Source organism: Salipiger sp. PrR007, from assembly GCF_010499845.1.
Lineage (GTDB): Bacteria > Pseudomonadota > Alphaproteobacteria > Rhodobacterales > Rhodobacteraceae > Salipiger > Salipiger pacificus_A.
Genome location: NZ_JAAGOZ010000023.1, coordinates 43,426 through 67,327, shown reverse-complemented (window position 1 = coordinate 67,327; position 23,902 = coordinate 43,426). Strand labels below are relative to the sequence as shown.

At 66.0% G+C, this 23,902-nt stretch carries 23 protein-coding genes; 14 read left to right on the top strand and 9 right to left on the bottom strand.

The genetic code is table 11. The annotated features are described in order from the left end of the window. Positions 1 to 91: 91 nt before the first annotated feature. From G0Q01_RS11450 to G0Q01_RS11440, 3 genes are all read right to left on the bottom strand, one after another. A complete protein-coding gene (locus tag G0Q01_RS11450) occupies positions 92 to 1,132 on the bottom strand; it encodes a substrate-binding domain-containing protein (protein WP_164197038.1) in 1,041 nt (346 codons plus the stop codon). Between the two features lie 364 nt (positions 1,133 to 1,496). Beyond that, positions 1,497 to 2,561, bottom strand: coding sequence for an ATP-binding protein (locus G0Q01_RS11445; RefSeq protein ID WP_164197037.1), 1,065 nt, complete (start codon positions 2,559 to 2,561; stop codon positions 1,497 to 1,499). After that, positions 2,561 to 3,742: a PLP-dependent aspartate aminotransferase family protein gene (locus G0Q01_RS11440; RefSeq protein WP_164197036.1), complete on the bottom strand. Its 1,182-nt coding sequence runs from the start codon at positions 3,740 to 3,742 to the stop codon at positions 2,561 to 2,563. Before G0Q01_RS11440 ends, G0Q01_RS11445 begins: the two co-directional genes overlap by 1 nt. 313 nt (positions 3,743 to 4,055) lie before the next feature. Here G0Q01_RS11440 and G0Q01_RS11435 point away from each other — a divergent pair, with 313 nt between their 5' ends. Then, on the top strand, positions 4,056 to 4,565 hold the full coding sequence (locus G0Q01_RS11435; protein WP_203594987.1) for a hypothetical protein: 510 nt from the start codon (positions 4,056 to 4,058) through the stop codon (positions 4,563 to 4,565). Between the two features lie 18 nt (positions 4,566 to 4,583). Here the strand turns inward: G0Q01_RS11435 and G0Q01_RS11430 are convergent, their stop codons facing one another. From G0Q01_RS11430 to G0Q01_RS11420, 3 genes are read right to left on the bottom strand one after another with little or no spacing between them, the layout of a single operon-like run. Beyond that, positions 4,584 to 5,105: a gamma carbonic anhydrase family protein gene (locus G0Q01_RS11430; protein ID WP_164197035.1), complete on the bottom strand. Its 522-nt coding sequence runs from the start codon at positions 5,103 to 5,105 to the stop codon at positions 4,584 to 4,586. Next, positions 5,102 to 5,746, bottom strand: coding sequence for a guanylate kinase (gene gmk, locus G0Q01_RS11425; RefSeq protein ID WP_164197034.1), 645 nt, complete (start codon positions 5,744 to 5,746; stop codon positions 5,102 to 5,104). Before gmk ends, G0Q01_RS11430 begins: the two co-directional genes overlap by 4 nt. 7 nt (positions 5,747 to 5,753) lie before the next feature. Continuing rightward, entirely contained in the window at positions 5,754 to 6,632 is an 879-nt protein-coding gene (locus G0Q01_RS11420; RefSeq protein WP_235940076.1) for a YicC/YloC family endoribonuclease, read from the bottom strand. Positions 6,633 to 6,912: 280 nt separating this feature from the next. Between G0Q01_RS11420 and G0Q01_RS11415 the strand changes: the two genes are divergently transcribed. Then, positions 6,913 to 7,629, top strand: a complete 717-nt coding sequence (locus G0Q01_RS11415) for a PAS domain-containing protein (protein WP_235940074.1) — start codon at positions 6,913 to 6,915, stop codon at positions 7,627 to 7,629. 108 nt (positions 7,630 to 7,737) lie between these two features. On the opposite strand, the gene G0Q01_RS11410 is transcribed toward G0Q01_RS11415, so the two are convergent. Further along, positions 7,738 to 8,652 (bottom strand): UTP--glucose-1-phosphate uridylyltransferase, encoded by a 915-nt coding sequence (locus tag G0Q01_RS11410; protein WP_343502334.1) that lies wholly within the window; start codon positions 8,650 to 8,652, stop codon positions 7,738 to 7,740. A gap of 451 nt (positions 8,653 to 9,103) precedes the next feature. On the opposite strand from G0Q01_RS11410, the gene G0Q01_RS11405 reads away from it, so the two are divergent. The 3 genes from G0Q01_RS11405 to ggpS are packed head-to-tail and all read left to right on the top strand — an operon-like array spanning position 9,104 to position 12,519. Continuing rightward, positions 9,104 to 10,225 (top strand): NAD(P)H-dependent glycerol-3-phosphate dehydrogenase, encoded by a 1,122-nt coding sequence (locus tag G0Q01_RS11405; RefSeq protein WP_235940072.1) that lies wholly within the window; start codon positions 9,104 to 9,106, stop codon positions 10,223 to 10,225. After that, the gene (locus G0Q01_RS11400) at positions 10,222 to 10,998 is read left to right on the top strand and encodes an HAD-IIB family hydrolase (RefSeq protein ID WP_164197031.1); all 777 of its coding nucleotides are present in this window, start codon (positions 10,222 to 10,224) and stop codon (positions 10,996 to 10,998) included. Before G0Q01_RS11405 ends, G0Q01_RS11400 begins: the two co-directional genes overlap by 4 nt. A 3-nt stretch (positions 10,999 to 11,001) precedes the next feature. Continuing rightward, complete coding sequence (gene ggpS, locus G0Q01_RS11395; protein WP_164197030.1) at positions 11,002 to 12,519, top strand: glucosylglycerol-phosphate synthase; 1,518 nt, start codon at positions 11,002 to 11,004, stop codon at positions 12,517 to 12,519. Positions 12,520 to 12,705: 186 nt separating this feature from the next. On the opposite strand, the gene G0Q01_RS11390 is transcribed toward ggpS, so the two are convergent. After that, a complete protein-coding gene (locus tag G0Q01_RS11390; protein ID WP_164197029.1) occupies positions 12,706 to 14,076 on the bottom strand; it encodes a class II 3-deoxy-7-phosphoheptulonate synthase in 1,371 nt (456 codons plus the stop codon). A 260-nt stretch (positions 14,077 to 14,336) separates the two neighbouring features. On the opposite strand from G0Q01_RS11390, the gene G0Q01_RS11385 reads away from it, so the two are divergent. From G0Q01_RS11385 to G0Q01_RS11350, 8 genes are all read left to right on the top strand, one after another. Beyond that, entirely contained in the window at positions 14,337 to 15,338 is a 1,002-nt protein-coding gene (locus tag G0Q01_RS11385) for a GlxA family transcriptional regulator (RefSeq protein ID WP_164197028.1), read from the top strand. A gap of 201 nt (positions 15,339 to 15,539) precedes the next feature. Further along, positions 15,540 to 16,724, top strand: a complete 1,185-nt coding sequence (locus G0Q01_RS11380; RefSeq protein WP_164197027.1) for an ABC transporter substrate-binding protein — start codon at positions 15,540 to 15,542, stop codon at positions 16,722 to 16,724. A 127-nt stretch (positions 16,725 to 16,851) separates the two neighbouring features. Next, positions 16,852 to 17,634 (top strand): ABC transporter ATP-binding protein, encoded by a 783-nt coding sequence (locus G0Q01_RS11375; RefSeq protein ID WP_108965591.1) that lies wholly within the window; start codon positions 16,852 to 16,854, stop codon positions 17,632 to 17,634. Continuing rightward, the gene (locus G0Q01_RS11370; protein ID WP_164197026.1) at positions 17,631 to 18,455 is read left to right on the top strand and encodes an ABC transporter ATP-binding protein; all 825 of its coding nucleotides are present in this window, start codon (positions 17,631 to 17,633) and stop codon (positions 18,453 to 18,455) included. The genes G0Q01_RS11375 and G0Q01_RS11370 overlap by 4 nt, the downstream gene beginning before the upstream one ends. Next, a complete protein-coding gene (locus tag G0Q01_RS11365; protein WP_164197025.1) occupies positions 18,448 to 18,870 on the top strand; it encodes a hypothetical protein in 423 nt (140 codons plus the stop codon). The genes G0Q01_RS11370 and G0Q01_RS11365 overlap by 8 nt, the downstream gene beginning before the upstream one ends. After that, positions 18,870 to 19,880 carry a branched-chain amino acid ABC transporter permease gene (locus G0Q01_RS11360; protein WP_108965598.1) on the top strand — a complete coding sequence of 337 codons (1,011 nt, stop codon included), beginning with the start codon at positions 18,870 to 18,872 and terminating at the stop codon, positions 19,878 to 19,880. Before G0Q01_RS11365 ends, G0Q01_RS11360 begins: the two co-directional genes overlap by 1 nt. Beyond that, on the top strand, positions 19,877 to 21,169 hold the full coding sequence (locus G0Q01_RS11355) for a branched-chain amino acid ABC transporter permease (RefSeq protein ID WP_164197024.1): 1,293 nt from the start codon (positions 19,877 to 19,879) through the stop codon (positions 21,167 to 21,169). Before G0Q01_RS11360 ends, G0Q01_RS11355 begins: the two co-directional genes overlap by 4 nt. A 226-nt stretch (positions 21,170 to 21,395) precedes the next feature. Then, complete coding sequence (locus tag G0Q01_RS11350; protein WP_108965602.1) at positions 21,396 to 21,626, top strand: hypothetical protein; 231 nt, start codon at positions 21,396 to 21,398, stop codon at positions 21,624 to 21,626. A 52-nt stretch (positions 21,627 to 21,678) separates the two neighbouring features. Here the strand turns inward: G0Q01_RS11350 and G0Q01_RS11345 are convergent, their stop codons facing one another. Then, the gene (locus tag G0Q01_RS11345; RefSeq protein ID WP_164213379.1) at positions 21,679 to 22,299 is read right to left on the bottom strand and encodes a helix-turn-helix domain-containing protein; all 621 of its coding nucleotides are present in this window, start codon (positions 22,297 to 22,299) and stop codon (positions 21,679 to 21,681) included. An 88-nt stretch (positions 22,300 to 22,387) separates the two neighbouring features. Here G0Q01_RS11345 and G0Q01_RS11340 point away from each other — a divergent pair, with 88 nt between their 5' ends. Further along, on the top strand, positions 22,388 to 23,899 hold the full coding sequence (locus G0Q01_RS11340; RefSeq protein WP_164197023.1) for a class I adenylate-forming enzyme family protein: 1,512 nt from the start codon (positions 22,388 to 22,390) through the stop codon (positions 23,897 to 23,899). Positions 23,900 to 23,902 lie beyond the last annotated feature (3 nt).

The window sequence follows — 23,902 nt, the reverse complement described above, 5'->3', positions numbered from 1 at the left end:
CGGGCCCCCAGGTTGGTTCGGTGATCACTCACCAAAAAGGAAAACGGAGGGCAGCACGCAGCCGCCCTCCGGAAATCGGACCTGCGTCCGATTACATGCTTTCGCCCATGGTCACTTCGTCAGCAACCTTGGCTTGGGTGTCGGCCAGCTCGGGGTCGGACACGAGGCCGTAGTTGGCCAGCGGGCCATCGGGGCCGGCGATCTCGTCGGCGACGAAGAATTCTGCGAATTCCTTCAGGCCGGGGATGACGCCGATGTGGGCCTTCTTGATGTAGAAGTACAGCGGACGCGACACCGGGTAGTCGCCCGAGGCGATGGTCTCGGTCGAGGGCTCGATGCCGGACATGGTCGCGACCTTGAGCTTGTCGGTGTTGTTCTCGTAGAACGCCAGGCCGAAGACGCCGACGCCGTTCGAGTTGCTGTCGATACGCGCGAGGGTCTCGGTGTAGTCGCCGTCGATGTCGACCGACTTGCCGTCGGTGCGGACCGAGATGCAGGCGCCTTCGGCGTCATCTTCGGACATGCCCGACGCGATCATGGCTTCCAGCGCGCCAGTGGCTTCGCAGCCCGCCGCCAGCACCTTCTCTTCGAAGACTTCGCGGGTGCCGTGCTTGGTGCCCGGGATGAAGGCCGCGATCTCGACGTCCGGCAGGTCGGCGTTGAACTCGGACCACTTGGTGTAGGGGTTGTCGACCAGCTCGCCGTCGACGACGACTTTCGGCGCCAGGGCGTTGTACCAGTCGGCCGGTTCGAAGGCAGTGAACTCGGGGCCGGTCTTTTGCGAGGCGAAGACGATGCCGTCGTAGCCGATGCGGACTTCGATGATGTCGGTCACGCCGGCGTCGGCGCAGGCCTTGACCTCTTTGTCCTTGATCGCGCGCGAGGCGTTCGCGATGTCGATGGTGTTCTCGCCGACACCTTCGCAGAAGCGCTTCAGGCCAGCCGAGGAGCCGCCCGATTCCACGACGGGGGTCGGGAAGTCGAAGTTCTCGCCGAAGGCTTCGGCGACGATCGAGGCGTAGGGCAGCACGGTCGACGAGCCGGCAACCTGCACATTGTCACGTGCGGCAGCAGCCGTGGCCGAAGCAGCGGCGAGCGCGAGTGCCGAAACGGCGAGTTTCACGGATTGCATAGGAATGCTCCTGTTGGGTCAGATACAGCCCCCCGGTCGGGGACCTCGAGGCGGTGCCTAGGCGTCCTGCGCAATCCTTTTGTGACACTTGCGTAACGGTTTTATGACAGTCGAGGGGGAGCAAGAAGAAAGATCACGAAAATAAGCAATATTACTAGATATTTCAATCACTTAATCAACATATACCGATATGAGAAATTCTGCAATTTTCCGCGACGGAAGCCCGCAGGTGCAAAGCTCTCGCGGGCATACGGCAGATTTTTACACGCAGAAGCTGCGCATTCATGACAGCCCGCCGCGACAACGGGAAGCGCCTCGGCGGCGCGAGCAAAAAGGGCGGTCAGCAGAATCGCCGTAGCGGGGGTCAGGCCTCTTCGCCGCGGGGTGGGCCCGCGCGCAACGGCAGGATCACCCGAAAGGTGCTTCCCTTGCCGGGGGTGCTCTCGATGCGCAGCCGGCCGCGATGGCGGTTGACGATGTGCTTGACGATCGCCAGCCCGAGTCCCGTGCCGCCCATCTCGCGTGATCGGTGGCTGTCGACACGGTAGAAGCGCTCGGTCAGGCGCGGGATATGCAGCGGATCGAAGCCGGGGCCGGTGTCGATCACTTCGACCTCCACGCCATCGGCGCGCAGCCGGGGGTGGTAGGCGGGTGCCGAGAGCCGCAGCGTCACCTGCGCGCCCTTCCCGGAGTATTTCACCGCGTTCTCGACGAGGTTCACGAAGACCTGCCGCAGCTGGTCCGGGTCTCCGGCGATCTCGAGCGGCGTCTCGGGCAACTCGGGGATCAGCGTCACCCCGGCCTCTGCCGCCACCGGCGCGAGGCTGCTGAGCACGGAGCTCAGAAGGTCGGGCAGGTCGACAGGGTGGGTCGGGCGCACGCGTTCTTCGGCCTCGAGCCGGCTGAGCGACAGCAGATCGCCCACAAGGCGCTCCATGCGCCCGGCCTCGTTGCCCATGATCTCGAGAAAGCGCTCGCGGGCGGCGGCATCCTCGCGCGCCGGGCCGCGCAGTGTCTCGATGAACCCCAGAAGCGCGGTGAGCGGCGTGCGCAGCTCGTGGCTGACATTGGCGACGAAGTCGCGGCGCATCTGCCCCGCCTGCTCCATCTGCGTCACGTCGGCGAAGGTCAACAGCACCCCCGGCCCCTTGGACAGCGCGACGGCGCGGCACGAAACGTCGAAAGTGGTGTCCTGCCGCCCGTCGCTGGTCAGGTAACGGGTCTTGCGCGGCGCCCCGTCGCGCATCGTCCCTTCGATCGCATCGAGCAGCACCGGCTGACGCAAGACGGTGATGAAGTGGCGCTCCACGAGCCCCTCGCCCAAAAGGGCGACGGCCTCGGCGTTGGCGGCATCGATCCGCTCGTCCCAGCGGATCAGCACCGCCGGGAGTGGCATGGCAGCGATCAGATCGCGCGCCTCGGCATGCATCAGAGCGCGCTCGCCGCCTTGAGGCCGGCCTCGAAGACCTCGAGCAGTGCCTCGGGCTCCTCAAGCCCGACCGACACGCGGAAGAAGCCCTCGGAGATGCCGAGCACGGCCCGGCCCTCAGCCGTCAGTGCGCGGTGTGACGAAGACGCCGGATGCGAGAGCGTGGTGCCCACGTCGCCCAGCGTCGGGGCAAAGGCGATGCCCTGCGCCGCCTCGGTAAAGGCATTTGCCGCGGCGCGCCCGCCCTCGAGCTCGAAGCTCAGCATGTTGCCGGGGTTGCCGCGCAGCACCGATTGCGCGCGGGCGGCATCGGGGTGGTCGGCACGGCCCGGATAGAGCACCCGCGTCACGCCGGGCTTGCCGGTCAGGAAGTCCGACAGGCGCTGCGCCGTCTCCTGGCTCTGACGGAAGCGCATCGGGAAGGTCATCAGCCCGCGCTCGGCCAGCCAGCAGTCAAAGGGGCTGGCGGTCAGGCCTGCGGTGACCGCAAAGACGCGGAGGCGCTGGTTCAACTCGGGGTCCTTGGCCGCGACCCAGCCCAGCGTCACGTCGGCGTGGCCCGCAAGCAGCTTGGTCACCGAATGGATCACAATGTCCGCCCCGCGCTCGACCGGCTTGATCGCCGCGGGCGTGGTGAAGGTGTTGTCCACCGCCAGCAGCACGCCTTTGTCCCTGCAGAGCGCGGCGATGCCGTCGAGATCGGCGATGCGCAGCGTCGGGTTCGACACCAGCTCGATCAGCACCAGCTTGGTCTCGGGGCGGATCGCGGCGGCGAAGGCGTCAATGTCGGTCGGATCGGACAGAGATGTCTGGATACCCAAGCGCGGCAGATCCTCGGCCATCATCCGCAACGAGCGCCCGTAAAGCTGATCGGCCCCCAGCACGTGGTCGCCGCTCCGCAACAGGCCCAGCAGCACGGCGGTAACCGAGGCCATGCCCGAGCCCATGACGATGCCGCCGCTCATCCCTTCCAGCGCGTCGATACGCTGCGCAAGAACGTCAGCGTTGGGATGACCCTCCCGCGCGTAGGTGTAGCCGGAGGTCACGCCATTGTACTGGTCATCGAGCGAGTCCGGGCTGTCCGAGGCGTAAACCACCGCCGGCATGATCGGCGTCACAACCGCCGAGGAGACCGAGCCGGGAACGGCGATTGGGCGGATGAGCGTCTTTCGGGTGTCCATGGGGCCTCCATATTTCGGCCACAGGCTTTGCACAGCGCCCCCGCTAGGACAAGAGTGAGAATGTCGGCGACTTTCCGCCCAGGTAGGTTGGTAAACAAAGCCCAGAGAATGCCCGACTTTCACTGACAAAGGGTCGCTTTCACCTTCACAAATGGAGACAAAGATACGATTTCTGTGAGACTGTTTACTGTCACCTGTTTTACACTCATGTAAGGAGAAGTTTGCAAAAATTTGGGTTGCCTTTTGCCCAATTCTTAACACATCCTTAAGGTGTAGGTGGGGGCACCTACAACCCACAGGAGCGTCGATAGAGATGCAGAACGATCCTCTCGATGTACGCTGTAGTGAGTGTGGAAAGGCTGCTCAGTTCTTCGAGCCTTTCCGGTTTACCTGTGTCGTACGGCTCCCTGAAGTGCCGGAGAACTCCCACGTCTGGGGCCGTGTCATCGTCGAAGAACTCTTTCCCGAGCAGTTTAGCTGGGAACAACCTGCCTGCGACAAGCCGAAATTCCTGCAACCGGGAGAGACCGGCGAAGGCTACAGGCTGAACACGCGCGGCATGGTGTGGTGCAAGGCCTGCAAGACCTTCGAGGCCGCCACGATCTCTTGGCCGGAAGACGCTTTCTGGAAGCTGAACGTGAAGGGCCATGAGCTGGTTGCCCGCAATCGCGAGCACGCCGAGCAAATCCTCGGGTTCCTGCAGGAAACGCAGCGCGCCCCGAACCGGAAGCCCGCCCTGCGCGGCATTCCGACCGCCCTGCTCACCCGCCGGCTTCAACAGGAAGTCAGCAGCAGGCTGGAGCGTGCGCTGGCCACCGCGTAACGGCCAGCAACACTCTTGTCAGATGGCACAAAGCCCGGCGCGAAAGCGTCGGGCATTTTTCTGGTAGCCCTTCGCCGATTTGCGCAGGCCCTCGATGGCGGCCTCGTCGAGCTGGCGTACCACCTTGCCCGGCATGCCCATCACCAAACTGCCATCCGGGATTTCCTTGCCCTCGGGGATCAGCGCGCCCGCGCCGATCAGGCAGTTGCGGCCGATCTTCGCGCCGTTGAGGATCGTCGCACCCATCCCGATCAGGGAGTTTTCGCCGATCGTGCAGCCGTGCAGCATGGCCTTGTGGCCTATGGTGCACCCCGCGCCGATCACCAGCGGATAGCCCATGTCGGTATGGCACACGACGTTTTCCTGAATGTTGGAGCCGGCGCCGAGGCGAATCTCCTCGTTGTCGCCGCGCAGGGTACAGCCGAACCAGACCGAGCTGTCTTCTTCCAAAACGATCCTGCCGATCAAGTTGGCATCTGGCGCCACCCAGGCGCTCTCGTGCACCTCGGGGGCGACGCCGTCCAGCGCGTAGAGAGTCATTGATCGCCCTCCTCGAATTCCGCCTGCAGCGCCCGCACGTGGTTCAGCAGCCCCGGCTGCTGGGTGCGGCGCAGGCGGGTCGCGGTGATGATGCTCTTGAGCTGCGCCTCGGTCTGGTCGAGATCCTCGTTCACCAGCACGAAATCATACGAGCCCCAGTGCGAGATCTCGTCCCAGCTCTTCTGCATCCGGCGGTCGATGACATCCGCGCCATCCTGGCCGCGCGCCTCGAGCCGGCGCTTGAGTTCGGCGATCGACGGCGGCAGCAGGAAGATCGACAAGGTATGCAGCCCCAACTCGGAGTTGGTGATCTGCTGCGCGCCCTGCCAGTCGATGTCGAAAAGCACGTCCTGCCCGTCGATGATCGCATCGCGCACCGGCCCCTTGGGCGAGCCGTAGAAATTGCCGAAGACATGCGCGTGCTCGAGCATGTCGCCGTGCGACACAGCCTTCTTGAACTCGCTCTCGGTCATGAAATGGTAGTCGTCGCCATCCACCTCGCCCGGCCGGGCGTCGCGGGTGGTGGCCGAGACCGAGAAAATGATCGAGGGGTCCCAGGCGCGCAGCCGCTTTGCCAGGGTCGATTTGCCCGCGCCCGAGGGCGACGAGAGGATGATCAGGAGGCCGCGCCGTCCATTCATATTGGTCTTACTCCACGTTCTGCACTTGCTCGCGCATCTGGTCGATGACCGTCTTGAGGGTCAGGCCGATCTGCGTCAAGGCGGCGGAGCCGGATTTCGAGCAGAGCGTGTTCGCCTCCCGGTTGAATTCTTGCATCAGGAAGTCCAGCCGCCGCCCCACCGCGCCTTCGGCGGCCAGAAGCTCGCGCGCGGCGCCGATATGGGCGGTCAGCCGGTCCAGTTCCTCGGTGACGTCGGATTTAACCGCGATCAGCGCCAACTCCTGCGTCAAACGGGCCTCGTCAAACCCATGGGCCGGATCCAAGACCCGCGCAAGTTGGGCGCGCAGCCGCTCGGCCTGCTCGTCCTTGCGTGCCTCGACCGCCACAGCCGCCTGCCCCACCAGCGCCTCGACCTCCTCGAGCTGTCCGGTCAGGATCTCGGCCAGCGCCGCGCCCTCGTGGCGGCGCATCTCTCCGAATTCCGCTAAGGCCTCGCCAAAAGCCACCATCAGCTCTTCCCGGAGCGGCCCGACATCCGCCGGCGTCGCGTTGCTGCTGAGCACCCCGCGCAGGGCCACGATCTGCGCAGACGTAGAGGGCGACAGCACCAGCCCCTGCCCCGCGGCTGCGCCCTCGATCCGCGCCATCGCGGTGAGAATGCGCGTCAACACCGCCTCGTCGAGTTCCGCCGCGCTGTCCTCGCCGCCGCCCTGCACCCGCAGCGAAATCTGCACGTTGCCGCGGGCCAGCGTCTTCTGCGCGGCGGCGCGCACCAGCGGCTCGAGCCCCTCGATCCAGTCTGGCAGGCGTAGGCGCAGCTCCAACCCCTTGCCGTTGACCCCGCGCAACTCCCAGCCCCAGCGCAGCCCCGCTGTCTCGCCGCTGCGCGATGCGAAGCCGGTCATAGATTGCCGCATTTGAGCCCCTTTCAAAATCCACCCCGGGCAAATCCAACCGCCCGCTTTTCAATCGCCTATCCGTCTCGCGCCGCCCTGTCCACCCGGCAGGCCAAAGCGGACGTTAACCTTTCAGCCACAATTGGGGCGAAAACAGGTCGCATTTGAGGTAACTTCGTCTTCAATGCTCGTCAGACTGTTTCGGGGGGTACAGCCGGGCCGCGCAGATGTTACGATTGGAGTAAGCAAGATGTTCGGACTGGGTGGCAGTGGCGAAGGTGTGGTATCGATGACGGAGCGTGAACAGGAGCGGCGCCTCGCCGCCCTGCGGCAGATCGAGTCCTATTGGCGGAATCTTCTCGGCGATGACGGTCAAATCCCGCTGCGCAGCCAGATCGACCCGAGAGCCATCGAGGAAGCCCTCGAGTACGCCTTTCTCGGCGAGCGCATTGCGCCGATGCTGGCCAAGGTCCGCGTTGCGGGCACACATCTCAATAACCTCATGGGCCTCGACATGGCGGGCATGCCGCTCTCGACGCTCATCGCCCCCGAGGACCGCGAGCAACTTGGCGCCGCGGTGAGCAAACTGTTCTCCGACGGGCTGGTGATCCGGCTGCATCTCGTTGCCGAAGAGGGCTTCGGCAAGGGTCGGTTGAGCGGCGACATGTTGCTGCTGCCCTTGCGCTCGGATCTGGGCGACATGAGCCGCATGATCGGCGCGCTTGTGACCCACGGGAGAATCGGCCGCACGCCGCGACGTTTCCGGATCGAGAGCATCTCCATGCAAGCTCCGAGGCAAGGCGAGGCCGTGCCCGCCCCAGCGCCTTCGGAAAAGGCAGATCCCGCCCCGAGACCCGTGTACAAGCCAGCGCTCAAGCCCGCTGCTGCGCCCCGCGGCTTCGCAGAAGGCGCCACCCCCTTCCGCGGGGCACCGCCGAAGGAGACAAAGGAGACCAAGGACAAGCGTCCTCCCTACCTGCGCCTGATCATCTCCAACGACGACTGAGCGGGCTTTGCTCCCCGCCATACCCCTTGAGGCGCGAAAAAAAAGGCGCGGCACCCATCGGGGCCGCGCCATGTCACTCGCCAATCAGACTTCTTTGAACGCCTGCTGTCACTCCGCGGCAATCGGCATCGGCTGCATCTCCTGCAGCACCGGATGGAATTCCTTCTGCGAGCCGGCATAGGCCAGCGTTGCACGCAGCATTCCCGCCTTGGAGCCACAGTCGAAGCGGTCGCCAGAGAAGCGGAAGCCGCAGAGGCCAACCTTTCCTGCGCCGAGGGCAATGGCGTCGGTCAGCTGGATCTCTCCGCCACGACCTGCCGGCAGGCCGTCGAGTTCCGCAAAGATCGACTCGTCGAGCACGTAACGCCCGACCACTGCCTGCAGCGACGGCGCCTTGTCGGCCTCGGGTTTCTCCACCATGCCGGAGGCGCGCAGCATCTGGCCCTCGGGCTCGCCCTCCGGGACGAGCACGCCGTAGGCCGACACCTCGTCGCGCTTGACTTCCATGGTGGCGACCATGTGACCCGGTTCGCTCGTCTCATAGGCGGCGATCATCTCGGAAAGGCACCCCGGCTCGCTGATGATGAGATCGTCGGGCAGGATCACTGCCACCGGTCCCGGCAGCGCATGCTCGACCGCGCAGAGCACGGCGTGGCCCAGTCCCAGCGGCTCGGGCTGCATGACAAAGAACACCTCTTCCTGCTCGGGGTCGATCGCCGCCGCGTGCAACGTGTCTGCGATCTGGTGTTTGCCGCGCTCGCGCAGGGTTGCGCAGAGGTCCAGGTCCTGGGTCACGTAGCGCTCGATGGCCCCCTTGCTGGGGTGCGACACGAAGATCATCCTCTCGATGCCGGCGGCACGCGCCTCGTCGATGGCGAACTGCAGCAGCGGCTTGTCGAGCACCGGCAGCAATTCCTTCGGTGTTGCCTTGGTGGCGGGCAGGAAACGTGTGCCAAGGCCGGCAACGGGGAAGATCGCGGTGCGGACCTTGGACTTGCTGGTCTTGTTCTCGGGCGTGCTCACGTCGTGGTCTCCTTTCGTCAGCCCGTTCGGGGCCGAGAAGCTGATGAGGCCGCATCCTCGCTGGGGCGCCTGAGGGCGCATCCGCTGCGCTGCGGCGAATGGGTAAGAGCGTATGGCCATTTCTGGCCAGGTCAAATCCGGGCACTCACACATGAGCGGCGCACCGCCCAAGTCATTGTAATTGCGTACGTGAAGTAAACGCCCAAGCCACCAGAATGGTTCCATGCCTAAAATTTAGGCACTCGCTGAGGGTGGAAACATCCCTTTCAAGACAGGGGTTTGGCGAAAAACGCTCTCGCAGCTGCAGAAAAATCACGCGTGCAGCGGTGGCTATCGGGGAACAAAGCCCTATTGTCAGCGTTATCAAGCAAACAAAAACGGAGAGAGCCCTCAGGGCCGTCAACGATGCCATTTCGGCAGCGGCCCCTCATGTGTCATGGACGGACAGAGCATGCAAACCCCGCCCGCGCAGCCTCGCGGCCTCACCGGCCCGCGCCGCGCCACGCCCTACTCCCGCCTCACGGTGATCGGCATGGGGAGCTGGGGGACCGCCCTCGCAGCCACCGCCGCGCGTGCTGGATGCGACACCCGGATTTGGGGACGCCGCCCCGATCTCGCCCGCGCCATGGCCGAGACCGGCGAAAACACCGACCACCTGCCCGGCATCAAGCTGCCGGCCACGCTGAGGCCCACCTCGGACCTGCGCGAGGCGCTTGAAGGTACCGAGGCGGTGCTGCTGGTCACCCCGTCTCACACGCTGCGCGACGTCGCCCGCTCGATGCGGGACTTCCTGCCCGCGGGCGTCCCGCTGGCGCTCTGCTGCAAGGGCATAGAGCGCGGCACCGGCTATCTGCTGAGCCATGTGGTCGAGGAGGAGTTGCCCGGCCATCCGGTTGGCGCCCTCTCCGGCCCGACATTCGCCACCGAAACCGCGCTCGGGCACCCCACAGCCGCCACCGTAGCCTTCAACTTCAGCCACCACGACCGCATCGAGCCGGAAAAAGCGCCTGCCGCCCGGCTGGCGCTGACCATGCAGACCGATGCCTTCCGCCCCTATGTTTCCGACGATCTGGTCGGCGTCGAGGTCGGCGGCGCTGTGAAGAACGTGATTGCCATCGCGTGCGGCATGATGACCGGCGCGGGTTTCGCCGAAAACACCCGCGCCGCGCTGATCACCCGCGGCATGGACGAGATGAAATTCCTTGCCGAAGCGCTCGGCGGGCGCCGCGAGACCGTCACCGGCCTTTCCGGGGCCGGCGATCTCACCCTCACCTGCTCGTCCACCACCTCGCGCAACATGGCGCTCGGCACCCAGCTCGGGCGCGGGCTGGCGCGTGAGGAGTGTTTTGACGGCAAGCCGGTCGTCGTCGAGGGCGAGGTCAATGCGGTCTCTGTGGTCGATCTTGCACGGCGGCTCGGTGTCAGCATGCCGATCTGCGAGGCGGTGCATGCCGTCCTGCACGAGGGCGCTCCGCTCACCGCCACCTTCCAGCAGCTCTGGGCCGCCCCGATCGAGGGCGAGCCCCGCGCGCTCGATCTTTTCCTGCATCCCCACGAAGGAGACCCCGCATGAGCCTCGATACCACGAAGGCCCGAGACATCGCCACCTGCCGCTTCGTGCTGGCCACCGATCTCGACGGAACCTTCCTCGGGGGCTCCGAAGAGGACAGGAAAACGCTCTACGATTGGATCGAAGCCAACCGCGACACGGTCGGGCTGATCTTTGTCACCGGACGCGACCCGCGCTTCATCCGCGAGCTCTGCGACGGTGGCGTGCCCTGGCCCGAGTTTGTCGTGGGCGACGTCGGCACCACGATTGCCGAGGTGGTGGATGGCGAGATCCACCCCATCGAGCGGCTCGAGGAAGAGATCGCCGAGACCTGGGGCAACGCTGGCGAGACCGTCCGCGCTGCGCTTCATGGCCATCCCGGCCTGACGCTGCAGCCCACCGACTTCCGCTACCGGGTGAGCTACGATCTCGATGCAGAGGCCTACGACGGCGCGGCCCACGACAAGGTGCGCGAGATGGGCCACGATCCGTTGGTGTCTGACAACCGCTATTTCGACGTGCTCCCGCGCGGCATCTCAAAAGGGCCGTCGCTGCGGCGGCTGGTCTCGCATCTGAAGATCGAGGAACGCCGGGTGCTTGCCGCCGGGGACACGCTGAACGACCTGTCGATGCTGCAATGCGGCCTGCCCGCCGTTGCCGTTGGCGGTGCCGAGACCGCGCTTCTCAAGGAGGTGAACGCCCTGCCCCACGTGCACAAGGCCGAGCGCATCGGCGCCGCGGGCATACTCGAGGCGATCCGCACCTTCCAAATGCACGACCTTCCGAAAGGAGCCTGAGCCATGTCCAGTGATCTGGTGATCGTCTATCATCGTCAGCCCTACGAAGAAGTCGAGGTCGACGGCAAGATCGAATACCGCGAGAACAAGAGCCCGAACGGCATCGTCCCCACGCTGAAAAGTTTCTTCGGCTCGGTCGAGAAGGCTGCATGGGTCGCATGGAAAGAGGCCGAGGATCCTTCCAACCCCGGGTTTGACCGCGTGGTGGAGATCGAGGACAGCTTCGGAGAGTACACCGTCTCGCGCCTGCCACTCACCGCCGAGCAGGTACGCAGCTTCTATCACATCACTTCGAAAGAGGCGTTCTGGCCGATCCTTCACGGCTTCAAGGAGAAGTACAACTACGACCCCGTCGACTGGCCGACCTTCCGCGAAGTGAACTGGGCCTTCGCCGAGGCGGCGGCATCGGAGGCCGCGCAGGGCGCATCGGTCTGGGTACACGACTACAACCTCTGGCTGGTGCCCGGCTACCTGCGCCAGATGCGCCCCGACCTGCGCATTTCGTTCTACCACCACACCCCCTTCCCGGCCGCCGACATGTTCAACGTGCTGCCGTGGCGCGGCGAGATCATCGACTCGCTGCTGGCGGCCGATGTCGTCGGCTTCCATATCCCGCGCTATGCCGCGAACTTCCTGAGCTGCGTGCGAAGCCTGCGCGATGTCGGCAACGTACCTCGCGCCAAGGTGGCCGATGACATGATCTCGGAGGGCTCTGCCCTGTCCGACCGCACCGTGCCCACCGAGATCCACATGGATGACGGGCACATCGTGCAGCTCGGAGTGACTCCGGTGGGCGTCGACGTCGAGTACATCAAGGGGCTCGCAGGCACCGAGGACACGGACAAGCTTGCCGCCCGCTTCCGGTCCGAGATCGGCGACGGCAAGCTGCTGCTCTCGGTCGGCCGCACCGACTACACAAAGGGGGGCGCCGACCAGCTGCTTGCCTTCGAGCGCCTGCTGGAACGCCGCCCCGAGCTGCGCGGCCAGGTCCGCCTGCTCCACGTCTCGGTCCCGGCCAACCGGAACATGACCGTCTACGAGCCGATCCAGAAGGAGCTCGAAGAGATCGCCGGCCGGATCAATGGCCGCTTCGGCAGCTTTACCTTCCAGCCGGTCGCGCTGATTTCCCGCGCGATTCCCTTTGTCGAACTGGTGGCATGGTACCAAGTGGCGGATGTCGCCTGGATCACCCCGCTGGCTGACGGGATGAACCTCGTGTGCAAGGAATACGTCGCCTCGCGCAAGGATGGTGACGGCGTGCTGGTGCTCTCGGAATTCGCAGGTGCGGCAGTGGAGATGGGGGCGGCCGTGCTCACCAACCCCTGGTCGACCCGCGCCATGGATTTCGCCATCGATCTCGCGCTCGACATGCCCGAGGAAGAGCGCCGCGCCCGCATGGCCCTCCTGCGTGCGGCGGTCGAGAAGCGCGACACGCGGCATTGGGCGTCGGACCAGTTGTCGCTGCTGTCGCCGGAGAACTTCGGCAAGAAAGCCGGAAAGGGCGAGACCGCAGCCGCCTGATCCCCTTGGGACATCGCTTGATCACCCCGCCGCGACTAGCGCGCGGGGTGATTGGCGATTGCCCATGCCGGACACGGCGAGCATTCACCAAACAAGCAATCAACAAACGGAAAAGGCGGGCCCGAAAGCCCGCCTGATCGCATTCGTCTGACACCTGCCCGACCGGGAAGAAGGCCGCAGCCCGCCTCAGGCGGAGGCCACATCCCCTTGGGTTTCGCGCATCGCCGTCAGCTCCTGCGCGACGAGGAAGGCGAGCTCCAGCGACTGCGAGGCGTTGAGGCGCGGATCGCAGGCGGTGTGGTAGCGGTCCGAGAGGCTCTCGTCGGAGACGGCATAAAGCCCGCCGGTGCATTCAGTCACGTCCTGACCGGTCATCTCGAAATGCACGCCGCCGGGCACGGTGCCCTCATCGCGGTGCACTGCGAAGAACTCGCGCACTTCACTCAGCACCGACTCGAAGGGCCGCGTTTTATACCCCGAGGCCGACTTGACGGTGTTGCCGTGCATCGGATCGCAGGTCCAGAGCACCTTGGCGCCCATTTCCTTGACCGTCTTGATCAGGCGCGGCAGATGATCGCCCACCTTGCCCGCGCCGAAACGCGCGATCAGGGTCAGGCGGCCCGCCTCGTTCTCGGGGTTCAGCTTCTCGATCAGGACCTTGAGATCCTCGGTGGTCATCGAGGGGCCGCACTTCAGGCCGATCGGGTTCAGCACACCGCTGGCGAACTCGACGTGCGCGCCGTCGGGCTGACGGGTGCGGTCCCCGATCCAGACCATGTGGCCCGAGCCCGCGAGCCACTTGCCCGAGGTCGAGTCGACCCGTGTCAGCGCCTCTTCGTATTCCAGCAGCAGCGCCTCGTGGCTGGTGTAGAAGTTCACCTGGTGCAGCGCCGCCGAGCGCGAGCTGTCGATGCCCGCGGCCTTGATGAAGTCGAGCGTGTCCGACAGGCGGTTGGCCATCTCGCGGTAGCGCGTGGCTTTCTCGCCCTCGACGAAGCCGAGTGTCCAGGAATGCACCTGGTGCACGTCGGCGTAACCGCCGGTCGAAAACGCGCGCAGCAGGTTCAGCGTGGCGGCGGCCTGGGTGTAGGCCTGCAGCATCTTCTGCGGGTTGGGCTGCCGCGCTTCGGGGGTGAAGGCCAGTTCGTTGATGATATCGCCGCGGAAGCTCGGCAGCTCGACACCGTTCACCGTTTCGGTGGGGGCAGACCGCGGCTTGGCGAACTGGCCGGCCATACGGCCCACCTTCACCACCGGCACCTTGGCGCCATAGGTCAGCACCATCGCCATTTGCAGCATCACCTTGAAGGTGTCGCGGATTGAGTTTGCCGAGAACTGGTCAAACGCCTCGGCGCAATCTCCGCCCTGCAGCAGGAAGGCCTCGCCGCGCGACGCCTTGCCAAGCTCTTCGCGCAGCCGCCTGGCTTCGCCGGCAAAGACCAGCGGCGGATACTTCGCAAGCTGTGCCTCGACTGCGTTCAGCTCTGCCTGGTCCTGATAGTCCGGCATCTGAATCCGCGGTTTTGCTCTCCAGCTCGATTTGCTCCACTCGGTCATGGCTCTCTCCCAGCGACACTCCGTTAGCGTAAACGTCTTGGTAAAAACGTCCTGTGGCTATACCGAAGAGGCGGTCCTAAAGCCATAGGAAAAAGCGCCCGATCTGCCTCGGCGGAAGGCGCCCCCGGACGCGCAGAAAAAAAGCACTTCACTCTGCATCTTTTGTCACGAAAACGACATCCCTTGACGCTGCGTGGCTTTCCTGCCCATGTGACCCTCGCCCGCCCCCGCGCGGCGGGTGCCCATCAAGGATCCGCGCGATGTCCGACCCGCGAGTGCCCGCCGCACCAGCCAGCGTCCCGAAGCCGCGCCGCTTCGTCTTTGTCCTGCTTCAGGAATTTACCCTTCTGAGCTTCTCGGCCGCCATCGAGACACTGCGGATCGCCAACCGCATGGCGGGGCAAACGCTCTACGACTGGCGCCTCACCGGCGCCGAGGGCGACAGCGTGCGCTGCTCGGCGGGGGTCGAGTTCCGGCTCGATTGCGCGCTGCCCGAGCTCAGCCGCGACGACACCATCATGGTCTGCGGCGGCATCGACGTGCATCTCGCCACCACCCGCAAGCTGCTGGGCTGGCTGCGCCGCGAGGCCCGGCGTTGCCAGGCAGTGGGCGGGCTCTGCACCGCGAGCTGGACGCTGGCCAAGGCCGGGCTGCTCGACGGCAAGCGCGCGACCATCCACTGGGAGAACCACGACGGCTTCTCCGAGGAGTTCGAGGAGGTCGAGCTTTCAAAGCGAATCTTCGTGATCGACGGCAACCGGATGACCGCCGCAGGCGGAACCGCCTCAATCGACCTCATGCTGAAGATCATCGCCGACGACCACGGCTCCGATCTGGCGAACGCGGTGGCGGACCAGCTGGTCTACAGCTCGATCCGCACCGATCAGGACACCCAACGCCTGTCGGTGCCCACCCGCATCGGCGTGCGCCACCCCAAGCTGAGCCAGGTCATCCACCGCATGGAGGCCAATATCGAAGAGCCGGTCAGCCCCGCTGTGCTGGCCAAGGAAGTGGGCATGTCCACCCGCCAGCTCGAGCGGCTGTTCCGCCGCTACCTCAACCGCTCGCCCAAGCGCTACTATATGGAGCTGCGCCTGCAGAAGGCGCGCAACCTGCTGATGCAGACCGACATGAGCGTGATCAACGTCGCACTGGCCTGCGGCTTCGCCAGCCCCTCGCATTTCTCGAAGTGCTACCGGGCGCATTACCAGACAACGCCCTATCGCGAGCGCGGCACCTCTGGCACCCGCGCCGAGGACTGACGCCGCGCCCCCTCCGGCGCCCGCGACGCTGAGGCGCCGCAGCATACTCCCCTTGCTCAGCCCGCCCCCATGCTTTGCGCAGTGGTCTCCATAGTGACGTTACTGGAGCGTATTTTTGCTGCGCTGAACGCTCTTTTCTTTTGCAATTTGCCCGCATAGGCTCCCGACTTAATAACAAGTAACCAATTCGGGAGATACTACATGAAGAAGTGGCTTCTGGCCTCTGCGCTTCCGCTCGTCACCGCCGGTGCCGCCTATGCGGATGAGGCCAAGATTGGCGTCATCCTCGGCTTCACCGGTCCGATCGAATCCCTGACGCCCTCGATGGCGGGGAGCGCCGAGCTGGCGCTGGCGGAAATCAACGAGAGCGGCAACTTCCTCGAGGACGTGACGCTGGTTCCGGTCCGCGCCGACTCCACCTGCATCGACAGCGCCGCCGCCACCGCCGCGGCCGAACGCCTGGTGACCACCGATGGCGTCGTCGCCATCATGGGCGCGGACTGCTCGGGCGTGACAGGCGCGGTTCTGTCGAACGTCGCCCTGCCGAACGGCGTGCCGATGATCTCGCCCTCGGCGACCTCGCCGGCGCTGTCGGCAGCAGAAGACAACGGCCTGTTCTTCCGCACGTCCCCCTCGGACGCCCGTCAGGGCGAAGTGCTCGCCGGCATCCTCGGTGAGCGCGGCATTTCGTCGGTGGCGGTGACCTACACCAACAACGACTACGGCAAGGGCTTTGCCGATGCCTTCGAGGCGGCCTTCAAGGACGCCGGCGGCGAGATCACCCTCGCCTCCCCGCACGAAGACGGCAAGGCCGACTACTCGGCCGAAGTCGGCGCGCTGGCCTCGGCCGGCGGCGACGCGCTGGTGGTGCTGGGCTATTCGGACCAGGGCGGCAAGGGCATGATCCAGGCCTCGCTCGACACCGGTGCCTTCGACACCTTCGCGCTGGGAGACGGGATGTATTCCGACGCGCTCCTCGCAGACCTCGGCAGCGACATCGACGGATCCTTCGGCTCGGTGCCGTGGGCGGAAGGTGAAGGCGCCGAGAAGTTCAAGGCCGTTGCGGAAGCCGCCGGCGTGAACTCCGAAAGCTCCTACACCCGCGAAAGCTACGACGCCGCGGCGCTGATCGCGCTGGCGATGGCCAAGGGTGGCGAGCCCTCCTCGGCCGCGGTCGCCGCGAACATCCTCGACGTCGCCAACGCACCGGGCGAGCCGATCCTGCCGGGCGAGCTGGGCAAGGCCCTCGAGATCCTCAAGGCGGGCGGCGACATCGACTACGTCGGCGCCACCAACGTCGAGCTGATCGGACCGGGCGAAGCCGCCGGCACCTACCGCTATTACGAGATCAAGGACGGCGCCTTCGAGACCGTCTCGTTCAAGTAAGCGAAAGACCACAGCGCCCGGGGCCAGAGCTCCGGGCGCTTCTCAACACAAGGGCGCGGAAGAACACGCGCCGCGAAGAACCAAACAAAAACACGGGCAAAAAACGGGCCCGCTGGGGAAACAAGATTTGATCCGCGTCGAAAACCTTCACCGCCATTTCGGCGGTTTTCGTGCCGTTGACGGGGCCAGCCTGGAGATCGCCAAGGGCTCGATCACCGGGCTCGTCGGGCCAAACGGCGCCGGCAAGACCACGCTGTTCAACGTCGTCGCCGGGGCGCTCGCGCCCACCTCGGGCCGGGTGCTCATGGATGGCGAAGACGTGAGCGGGCTGCCGCCGCACGAGCTCTTCCACAAGGGGCTGCTGCGCACCTTCCAGATCGCGCATGAATTCAGCTCGATGAGCTGCCGCGAGAACCTGATGATGGTGCCGGGCAGCCAATCGGGCGAAAGCCTGTGGAACGCCATTTTCGGCCGCGGCCGCATTGCCCAGGAAGAGGCCATGCTGCTGAAGAAGGCCGACGAGGTGCTCGACTTCCTGACCATCTCGCACCTCAAGGACGAGAAGGCGGGCAACCTTTCGGGCGGTCAGAAGAAGCTGCTCGAGCTCGGCCGCACGATGATGGTCGACGCCAAGATCGTCTTCCTCGACGAGGTCGGCGCGGGGGTCAACCGCACGCTGCTCAACACCATCGGCGACGCCATCCTGCGGCTCAACCAGGAGCGCGGCTACACCTTCTGCATGATCGAACATGACATGGATTTCATCGGGCGGCTTTGCGACCCGGTCATCGTCATGGCCGAAGGCAAGGTGCTGGCCGAGGGCACGGTGGACGAGATCAAGGCAAATGAGGCGGTGATCGAGGCCTATCTCGGCACCGGGCTGAAGAACAAGGAGATGATCGGCGGATGAGCGGCGAGATCTACGGCGATCGCGGCAACAAGGACCGCTCGATCACCAATCCCAAGGGCATGGGCGACGCCTGGCCGGTGAAACCCGGCGGCGCGGCCCATGCGGCCCCCGGGGGGCCCTTCCTCATCGGCGATGCGATGACCGGCGGCTACGGCAAGGGCGCGGACATCCTGCATGGCTGCACCATCGCCGTCGAACGCGGCGAGATCGCCGTCATCGTCGGACCGAACGGTGCCGGCAAGTCCACCGCCATGAAGGCGGTCTTCGGCATGCTCGATCTGCGGTCGGGCTCGGTGCGGCTCGATGGCGAGGACATCACCGCGCTCTCGCCGCAGGACCGCGTGCGGCGCGGCATGGGCTTCGTGCCGCAGGTGCGCAACATCTTCCCCTCGATGACGGTGGAAGAGAACCTCGAGATGGGCGCCTTCATCCGCAAGGACGATTTCCGCCAGACCATGGAGCAGGTCTACACGCTGTTCCCGATCCTGCGCGACAAGCGCCGGCAGGCGGCGGGCGAGCTCTCGGGCGGCCAGCGTCAGCAGGTGGCCGTGGGCCGCGCGCTGATGACCCGGCCCAAGGTGCTGATGCTCGACGAGCCGACCGCGGGCGTTTCGCCCATCGTCATGGACGAGCTCTTCGACCGTATCCTCGAGGTGGCGCGCACCGGCATCCCGATCCTCATGGTCGAGCAGAATGCCCGGCAGGCGCTGGAGATCGCCGACAAGGGCTACGTGCTGGTACAGGGCGGCAATGCCTTCACCGGCACCGGCAAGGAGCTTCTGGCCGATCCCGACGTGCGGCGGAGCTTCCTCGGTGGTTGATCTGCATCGCCGACTGACCGGCGCAGCGATCTGCGGGGCACTCTCCCTCGCGGCGCTGCCCGCCTTCGCGGAAGGCGCGCGCGTCTCGCTCGCGTGCGATCGCGTCACCGTCTGCTCCGAGGCGGGCACCTGCACCGATGCGGAGGGCCAAGTCAGCTTCGTGCTGGCGCCGGTCGACACCGATGCCACCGGCGCGGGCGCCTACGAGCTCACCATCGACGGCGGCGCTTCCCTGGCGGCGCAGGCGATGAGCTTTGCCGGTCCCTATCTCTGGGCCCCGGCACTCGGCCACCGAGAGACGCTGACCTTCACCAGTGAAACCTCCGCGCTCTGGCTCCGCCAGACCATCGAGACCGGCACCACCGCGCCGCCCTCGGCGGAGATCGACTTTCTGACATGCAGGATCCTACCCTGATGGACTTCCTCAACGCATTCGTGGCCTTGGCCAATTTCGTCATCGTGCCGGCGCTCGCCTACGGCAGCCAGCTGGCGCTCGGCGCGCTCGGCGTGACGCTGATCTACGCAATCCTGCGTTTCTCCAACTTTGCCCATGGCGACACCATGGCCTGGGGCACCATGTGCGCCGTGCTGGCCACCTGGGGCCTGCAGGCCGCGGGGATTAGTCTCGGACCACTTCCGACCGCCCTGCTCGCCATCCCCGCCGGCATCGCCGGGGCCGCGGTGCTGGTGCTGGCGACCGACCGCGTGGTCTACCGCTTTTACCGCGCGCAAAAGGCCAAGCCGGTGATCCTGGTGATCGTCTCGATGGGCATCATGTTCGTCTACAACGGGCTCACCCGCTTCGTGATCGGCCCCGATGACCAGAACTTCGCCGACGGCGAGCGCTTCCTGATTTCTGCGCGCGACTTCAAGGCAATGACCGGCCTCGATGAGGGCCTCGCGATAAAGACCACCCAGGCGCTCACCGTTGTGGTGGCGCTGATCACCGTCTCGCTGCTGTTCTGGTTCCTCAATCGCACGCGCACCGGAAAGTCGATGCGCGCCTATTCCGACAACGAGGACCTGGCGCTGCTCTCGGGCATCAACCCCGAGCGTGTGGTCACCGTGACCTGGCTGATCGTGGCGGCGCTGGCGACCATCGCCGGGGTGCTCTACGGGCTCGACAAGAGCTTCAAACCCTTCACCTACTTCCAGCTGCTGCTGCCGATCTTTGCGGCGGCCATCGTTGGCGGCATCGGCAACCCGCTTGGTGCCATTGCCGGCGGCTTCGTCATCGCCTTCTCCGAGGTGGGCATCACCTACGCCTGGAAGAAATTCCTCACCTACTTCCTGCCGGAGAGCATGGCGCCCGACGGGCTCGTGCAGCTGCTTTCCACCGACTACAAATTCGCGGTCAGCTTCGTGATCCTGGTGATCGTGCTGCTGTTCCGCCCGACCGGACTGTTCAAGGGGCAGACCATATGACCCGCACCATTGGTCTTTTCGCGCTGGTCGCAGCGCTGATCCTCGGCACCGGCTTCCTGCAGAGCTGGAACTCGGCGCTGATCATCCTCAACATGGGCCTCGTGAGCGCGATCATGGCGCTCGGGGTGAACCTGCAGTGGGGCCTTGCCGGGCTCTTCAACGTCGGCGTCATGGGCTTTGTCGCCGTCGGCGGGCTGGCCGTGGTGCTGGTCTCGATGGCGCCGGTCCCCGAGGCTTGGGATGCTGGCGGCCCCCGCGTCATCGGCGCGATCCTCTTCGGCATCGCCGTGGTCGTCGCGGCCGTGCTGGCCTGGAAGAAGCTCGCTACCGGCGTGCGCGGCTGGGCCGTGGCGGCAATCACCGTGGCGGGCTTCTTCGCCTACCGCGCGCTGCTCGACCCGGCGGTGGATGCCATCGAGGCGGTGAACCCCGCAGCCACCGGCTATCTCGGCGGGCTCGGCCTGCCGGTGCTGCTGGCCTGGCCGGTGGGCGGCGTGATGGCGGCGGGCGTGGCCTGGGCGATCGGCAAGACAGCGCTCGGGCTGCGTTCGGACTATCTCGCCATCGCGACCCTGGGCATTGCCGAGATCATCATCGCGGTGCTGAAGAACGAGGACTGGCTGGCGCGCGGCGTGAAGAACGTCATCGGCCTGCCCCGCCCCGTGCCCTACGAGATCGACCTGCAGGCCGATCCGGGTTTCGTCGAAACCGCAGGCTCGCTGGGCCTTGATGCCACCACGGCCTCGACGCTGGCGGTGAAGCTTGGCTACTCGCTGCTGTTCACCGTGGTGCTGGTGGTGCTGCTGATCCTCGCCCAGCTGGCGCTGAAATCGCCTTGGGGCCGGATGATGCGCGCGATCCGCGACAACGAGACCGCCGCCGAGGCGATGGGCAAGGACGTCACCCGTCGCCACCTGCAGATCTTCGTGCTCGGCTGCGCGCTCTGCGGCATGGCCGGCGCGATGATGACCACGCTCGATGGCCAGCTCACCCCGGGCACCTACCAGCCGCTGCGCTACACCTTCCTCATCTGGGTGATGGTGATCGTCGGCGGCTCGGGCAACAACCTTGGCGCGGTGCTCGGCGGCTTCCTGATCTGGTTCCTCTGGGTGCAGGTCGAGCCGATGGGCCAATTCGCGATGAACCTGATCACCTCGGGCATGGCCGACGGCTCAGCGATCAAGGCCCATCTGCAGGACAGCGTCCAGCACATGCGGCTGCTGACCATGGGGGTGATCCTGCTGCTGGTGCTGCGCTTCGCACCGCGCGGACTGCTGCCCGAGAAGTGAAACGCGCCGCTGACCCCGCCCCCGGCGGGGTCAGCAACCTTTGGCCGAGAGCCACCCCGGGGCTGCGCGGGCTTTGGCCGAACGGACAGCGTGTCGCAGCCTAAGACTATGGTAATCTGCCCGTCTCATCTTAGGTGGACGTCACCGCCGACGAACCTGCCCTCCGCCGGTGCGCAAGAGGCCGGGAACATCGTCCCGGCGCATTCGTTCAGGAGTCATGAGACACATGAATTGGCAAAGCATCACCCGCAACTGGGGCCTCACCGCCGAACGCCTTCCGCAACGTTTCCCGCATCTCGACAGCGACGAGCTGCGCGCACGCCCCCGGAGCCGCGAGGAACTCACCGCCGAGATCGCCCGGCGCCACGACCTGACCCTGCAAGAAGCGGAACGCGAGCTGGACGATTGGGCCTTCGCGCTCGGCGCGGCCCAGAAGCTCGACCGGCTTGCCGGGTAGGCTTTCCCGAGGACTGTATGGCCGGGCCGCGTGACGCCGCCCGCGTGCCGTTTCAGCCCAGCGAGGTCACCCAGAGGATGCTCGCATCCTCGGCACTGACCGACACCACGTTGTGCCCCATCGAGGCGTCGTAATACGCGGAGTCGCCGCGGCGCATCTCGATGGGCTCATAGAACTCGGTGTAAAGCGTTACGACGCCCGTGAGCACGTAGAGGAACTCTTCTCCGTCGTGCCGAACCCATCCGTCGAATTCTTCCATGGACCGGGCGCGCACCCGCGCGCGGTAGGGCAGCATCTTCTTGCGGGTCAGCGATTCTGCCAGCAGTTCATGCTCGTAGGTCGTGGTGACCTGCCGCAGCCCCTCGCCGTCCTTGACGTGCACCATCCGGCCCGAGACCTGCTCGCGCTTCGGCGGGGTGAAAAGCTGGGGCACCGATATTCCCAGCCCTACCGCCAGCTTCTTGAGCGCCTCGTAGGTCGGAGACATCTGCCCGTTCTCGATCTTCGAGAGCGTCGAGCGCGCCAGCCCGGCCTGCTTGGCAGCCTGTTCCAGCGTCCAGTCCCGTTCCTTGCGCAGCTCGCGCACGCGCGCGCCCAGATCGAGCGGCTCGGCGGAGTGTTCCTGCCCGGACTCGCGGGCAATGCGGATGAGGGTACGGGGATCACGCGACATGAAACTGCCATAGCCTTCCGCCGCCACGCTTGCAATGCCGCTTGCGGCGGGCTTGCGCGACTCCCGCGGCCTGCCTAAGCCTTTCGCCATGCTGTCCGTTTTCGATGAAGGCGCTTTTGCCCCCTGTCCCGCCCGCTTCAATCTCGCCGCCCATGTGCTTGCGGCGGGCGCGGCCACGCCCGACAAGATCGCTTTGTCGATCCTGCGCCCCAGCGCGACCGAGCACTGGTCCTACGCGCGGCTCATTGCTGCGGTGCGGGGCACCGCAACCGGGCTCCTGCAGGCCGGGCTCGAGCCAGGGCAGATCCTGCTGCTGCGGCTGGGAAACACGGTGGATTTTCCGATCAGCTACCTTGGCGCTATCGCCGCAGGTATCGTACCAGTGCCGACCTCCTCGCAGCTGACCGAGCCCGAGGTGGCCCGTATCATTGCGCAGCTTTCCCCCGCAGCGATCTTGCTCGGCGACAGGATCGCCTGTCCCGCCACGGATATCCCGACCCACACAGCCGAGCGCTTCACCCCCTGGCACGACCTGCCGCCCGCAGACTTCGCCATGGGTGATCCGGAGCGGCTTGCCTACATCATCTACACCTCGGGCACCTCCGGCGTACCCCGCGCCGTCGCCCATGCGCATCGCGCGATCTGGGCGCGACAGATGATGATGGAGGACTGGTACGGTCTGCGCGCCGACGACCGGCTGTTGCACGCCGGGGCCTTCAACTGGACCTACACGCTGGGCACCGGCCTCATGGACCCCTGGACCCGCGGCGCCACGGCGCTCATCCCCAAGGCCCGCACCGATCCTGCGCAGCTTGCAGTGCTGATGAAGCGCAACGATGCCAGCATCTTCGCCGCCGCGCCGGGCGTGTTTCGGCAGGTGCTGAAATTCCCCCTCCCGCCGCTGCCCGATCTGCGCCACGCGCTCTCAGCCGGCGAGAAACTCTCTGACCCGATCCGCGAGCGCTGGCGCGCGGCGACGGGCAGCGAGATCTACGAGGCCTTTGGCATGTCCGAATGCTCGACCTTCATTTCGGGATCCCCCGAAAGGCCCGCCGCCGCCGGCACGCTCGGCCGTCCGCAGAACGGGCGGCGCGTGGCCGTTCTCGGCCCGGACCACGCGCCGGTCCCCCTCGGAGAACCCGGTACGCTCGCGGTGCATCGCACCGACCCGGGCCTCATGCTCGGCTACCTCGGGGCGCCCGAGGAAACCCGGGCGCGGCTTGCCGGCGACTGGTTCCTCACCGGCGATCAGGCCGCCATGGCCGAGGATGCCTCGATCAGCTACCTCGGCCGCGGCGACGACATGATGAACGCCGGCGGCTACAGGGTCTCGCCGCTGGAAGTCGAGGCGGCGCTGGCGGGTCTGCCGGGAATCCTCGAACTGGCGGTCACCGATCTTGCGGTAAAAGAGGGCGTCCGGGTCATTGCCGCCTTCTACGTCGCCGAAACCGAGCTTGATCCGGACATGCTCAAGGCTGACGCGGCCGAGAAACTCGCGCGCTACAAGCAGCCCCGCGCCTGGGTGAGGGTCGAGACCCTGCCCCGCAGTGCCAACGGCAAGCTGCGGCGCAAGGCGCTTCAGCAGGTCGCACCGGAGTGACGA

Coding starts and splice junctions, on each gene's coding strand:
- G0Q01_RS11420 (WP_235940076.1), bottom strand. CDS start 6,632: ATGACCGGCTTCGCATCGCGCAGCGGCGAGACAGCGGGGCTGCGCTGG.
- G0Q01_RS11385 (WP_164197028.1), top strand. CDS start 14,337: ATGTCCGACCCGCGAGTGCCCGCCGCACCAGCCAGCGTCCCGAAGCCG.
- ggpS (WP_164197030.1), top strand. CDS start 11,002: ATGTCCAGTGATCTGGTGATCGTCTATCATCGTCAGCCCTACGAAGAA.
- G0Q01_RS11380 (WP_164197027.1), top strand. CDS start 15,540: ATGAAGAAGTGGCTTCTGGCCTCTGCGCTTCCGCTCGTCACCGCCGGT.
- G0Q01_RS11445 (WP_164197037.1), bottom strand. CDS start 2,561: ATGCATGCCGAGGCGCGCGATCTGATCGCTGCCATGCCACTCCCGGCG.
- G0Q01_RS11440 (WP_164197036.1), bottom strand. CDS start 3,742: ATGGACACCCGAAAGACGCTCATCCGCCCAATCGCCGTTCCCGGCTCG.
- G0Q01_RS11450 (WP_164197038.1), bottom strand. CDS start 1,132: ATGCAATCCGTGAAACTCGCCGTTTCGGCACTCGCGCTCGCCGCTGCT.
- G0Q01_RS11405 (WP_235940072.1), top strand. CDS start 9,104: ATGCAAACCCCGCCCGCGCAGCCTCGCGGCCTCACCGGCCCGCGCCGC.
- G0Q01_RS11435 (WP_203594987.1), top strand. CDS start 4,056: ATGCAGAACGATCCTCTCGATGTACGCTGTAGTGAGTGTGGAAAGGCT.
- G0Q01_RS11345 (WP_164213379.1), bottom strand. CDS start 22,299: ATGTCGCGTGATCCCCGTACCCTCATCCGCATTGCCCGCGAGTCCGGG.
- G0Q01_RS11415 (WP_235940074.1), top strand. CDS start 6,913: ATGACGGAGCGTGAACAGGAGCGGCGCCTCGCCGCCCTGCGGCAGATC.
- gmk (WP_164197034.1), bottom strand. CDS start 5,746: ATGAATGGACGGCGCGGCCTCCTGATCATCCTCTCGTCGCCCTCGGGC.
- G0Q01_RS11390 (WP_164197029.1), bottom strand. CDS start 14,076: ATGACCGAGTGGAGCAAATCGAGCTGGAGAGCAAAACCGCGGATTCAG.
- G0Q01_RS11340 (WP_164197023.1), top strand. CDS start 22,388: ATGCTGTCCGTTTTCGATGAAGGCGCTTTTGCCCCCTGTCCCGCCCGC.
- G0Q01_RS11360 (WP_108965598.1), top strand. CDS start 18,870: ATGGACTTCCTCAACGCATTCGTGGCCTTGGCCAATTTCGTCATCGTG.
- G0Q01_RS11400 (WP_164197031.1), top strand. CDS start 10,222: ATGAGCCTCGATACCACGAAGGCCCGAGACATCGCCACCTGCCGCTTC.
- G0Q01_RS11350 (WP_108965602.1), top strand. CDS start 21,396: ATGAATTGGCAAAGCATCACCCGCAACTGGGGCCTCACCGCCGAACGC.
- G0Q01_RS11430 (WP_164197035.1), bottom strand. CDS start 5,105: ATGACTCTCTACGCGCTGGACGGCGTCGCCCCCGAGGTGCACGAGAGC.
- G0Q01_RS11355 (WP_164197024.1), top strand. CDS start 19,877: ATGACCCGCACCATTGGTCTTTTCGCGCTGGTCGCAGCGCTGATCCTC.
- G0Q01_RS11370 (WP_164197026.1), top strand. CDS start 17,631: ATGAGCGGCGAGATCTACGGCGATCGCGGCAACAAGGACCGCTCGATC.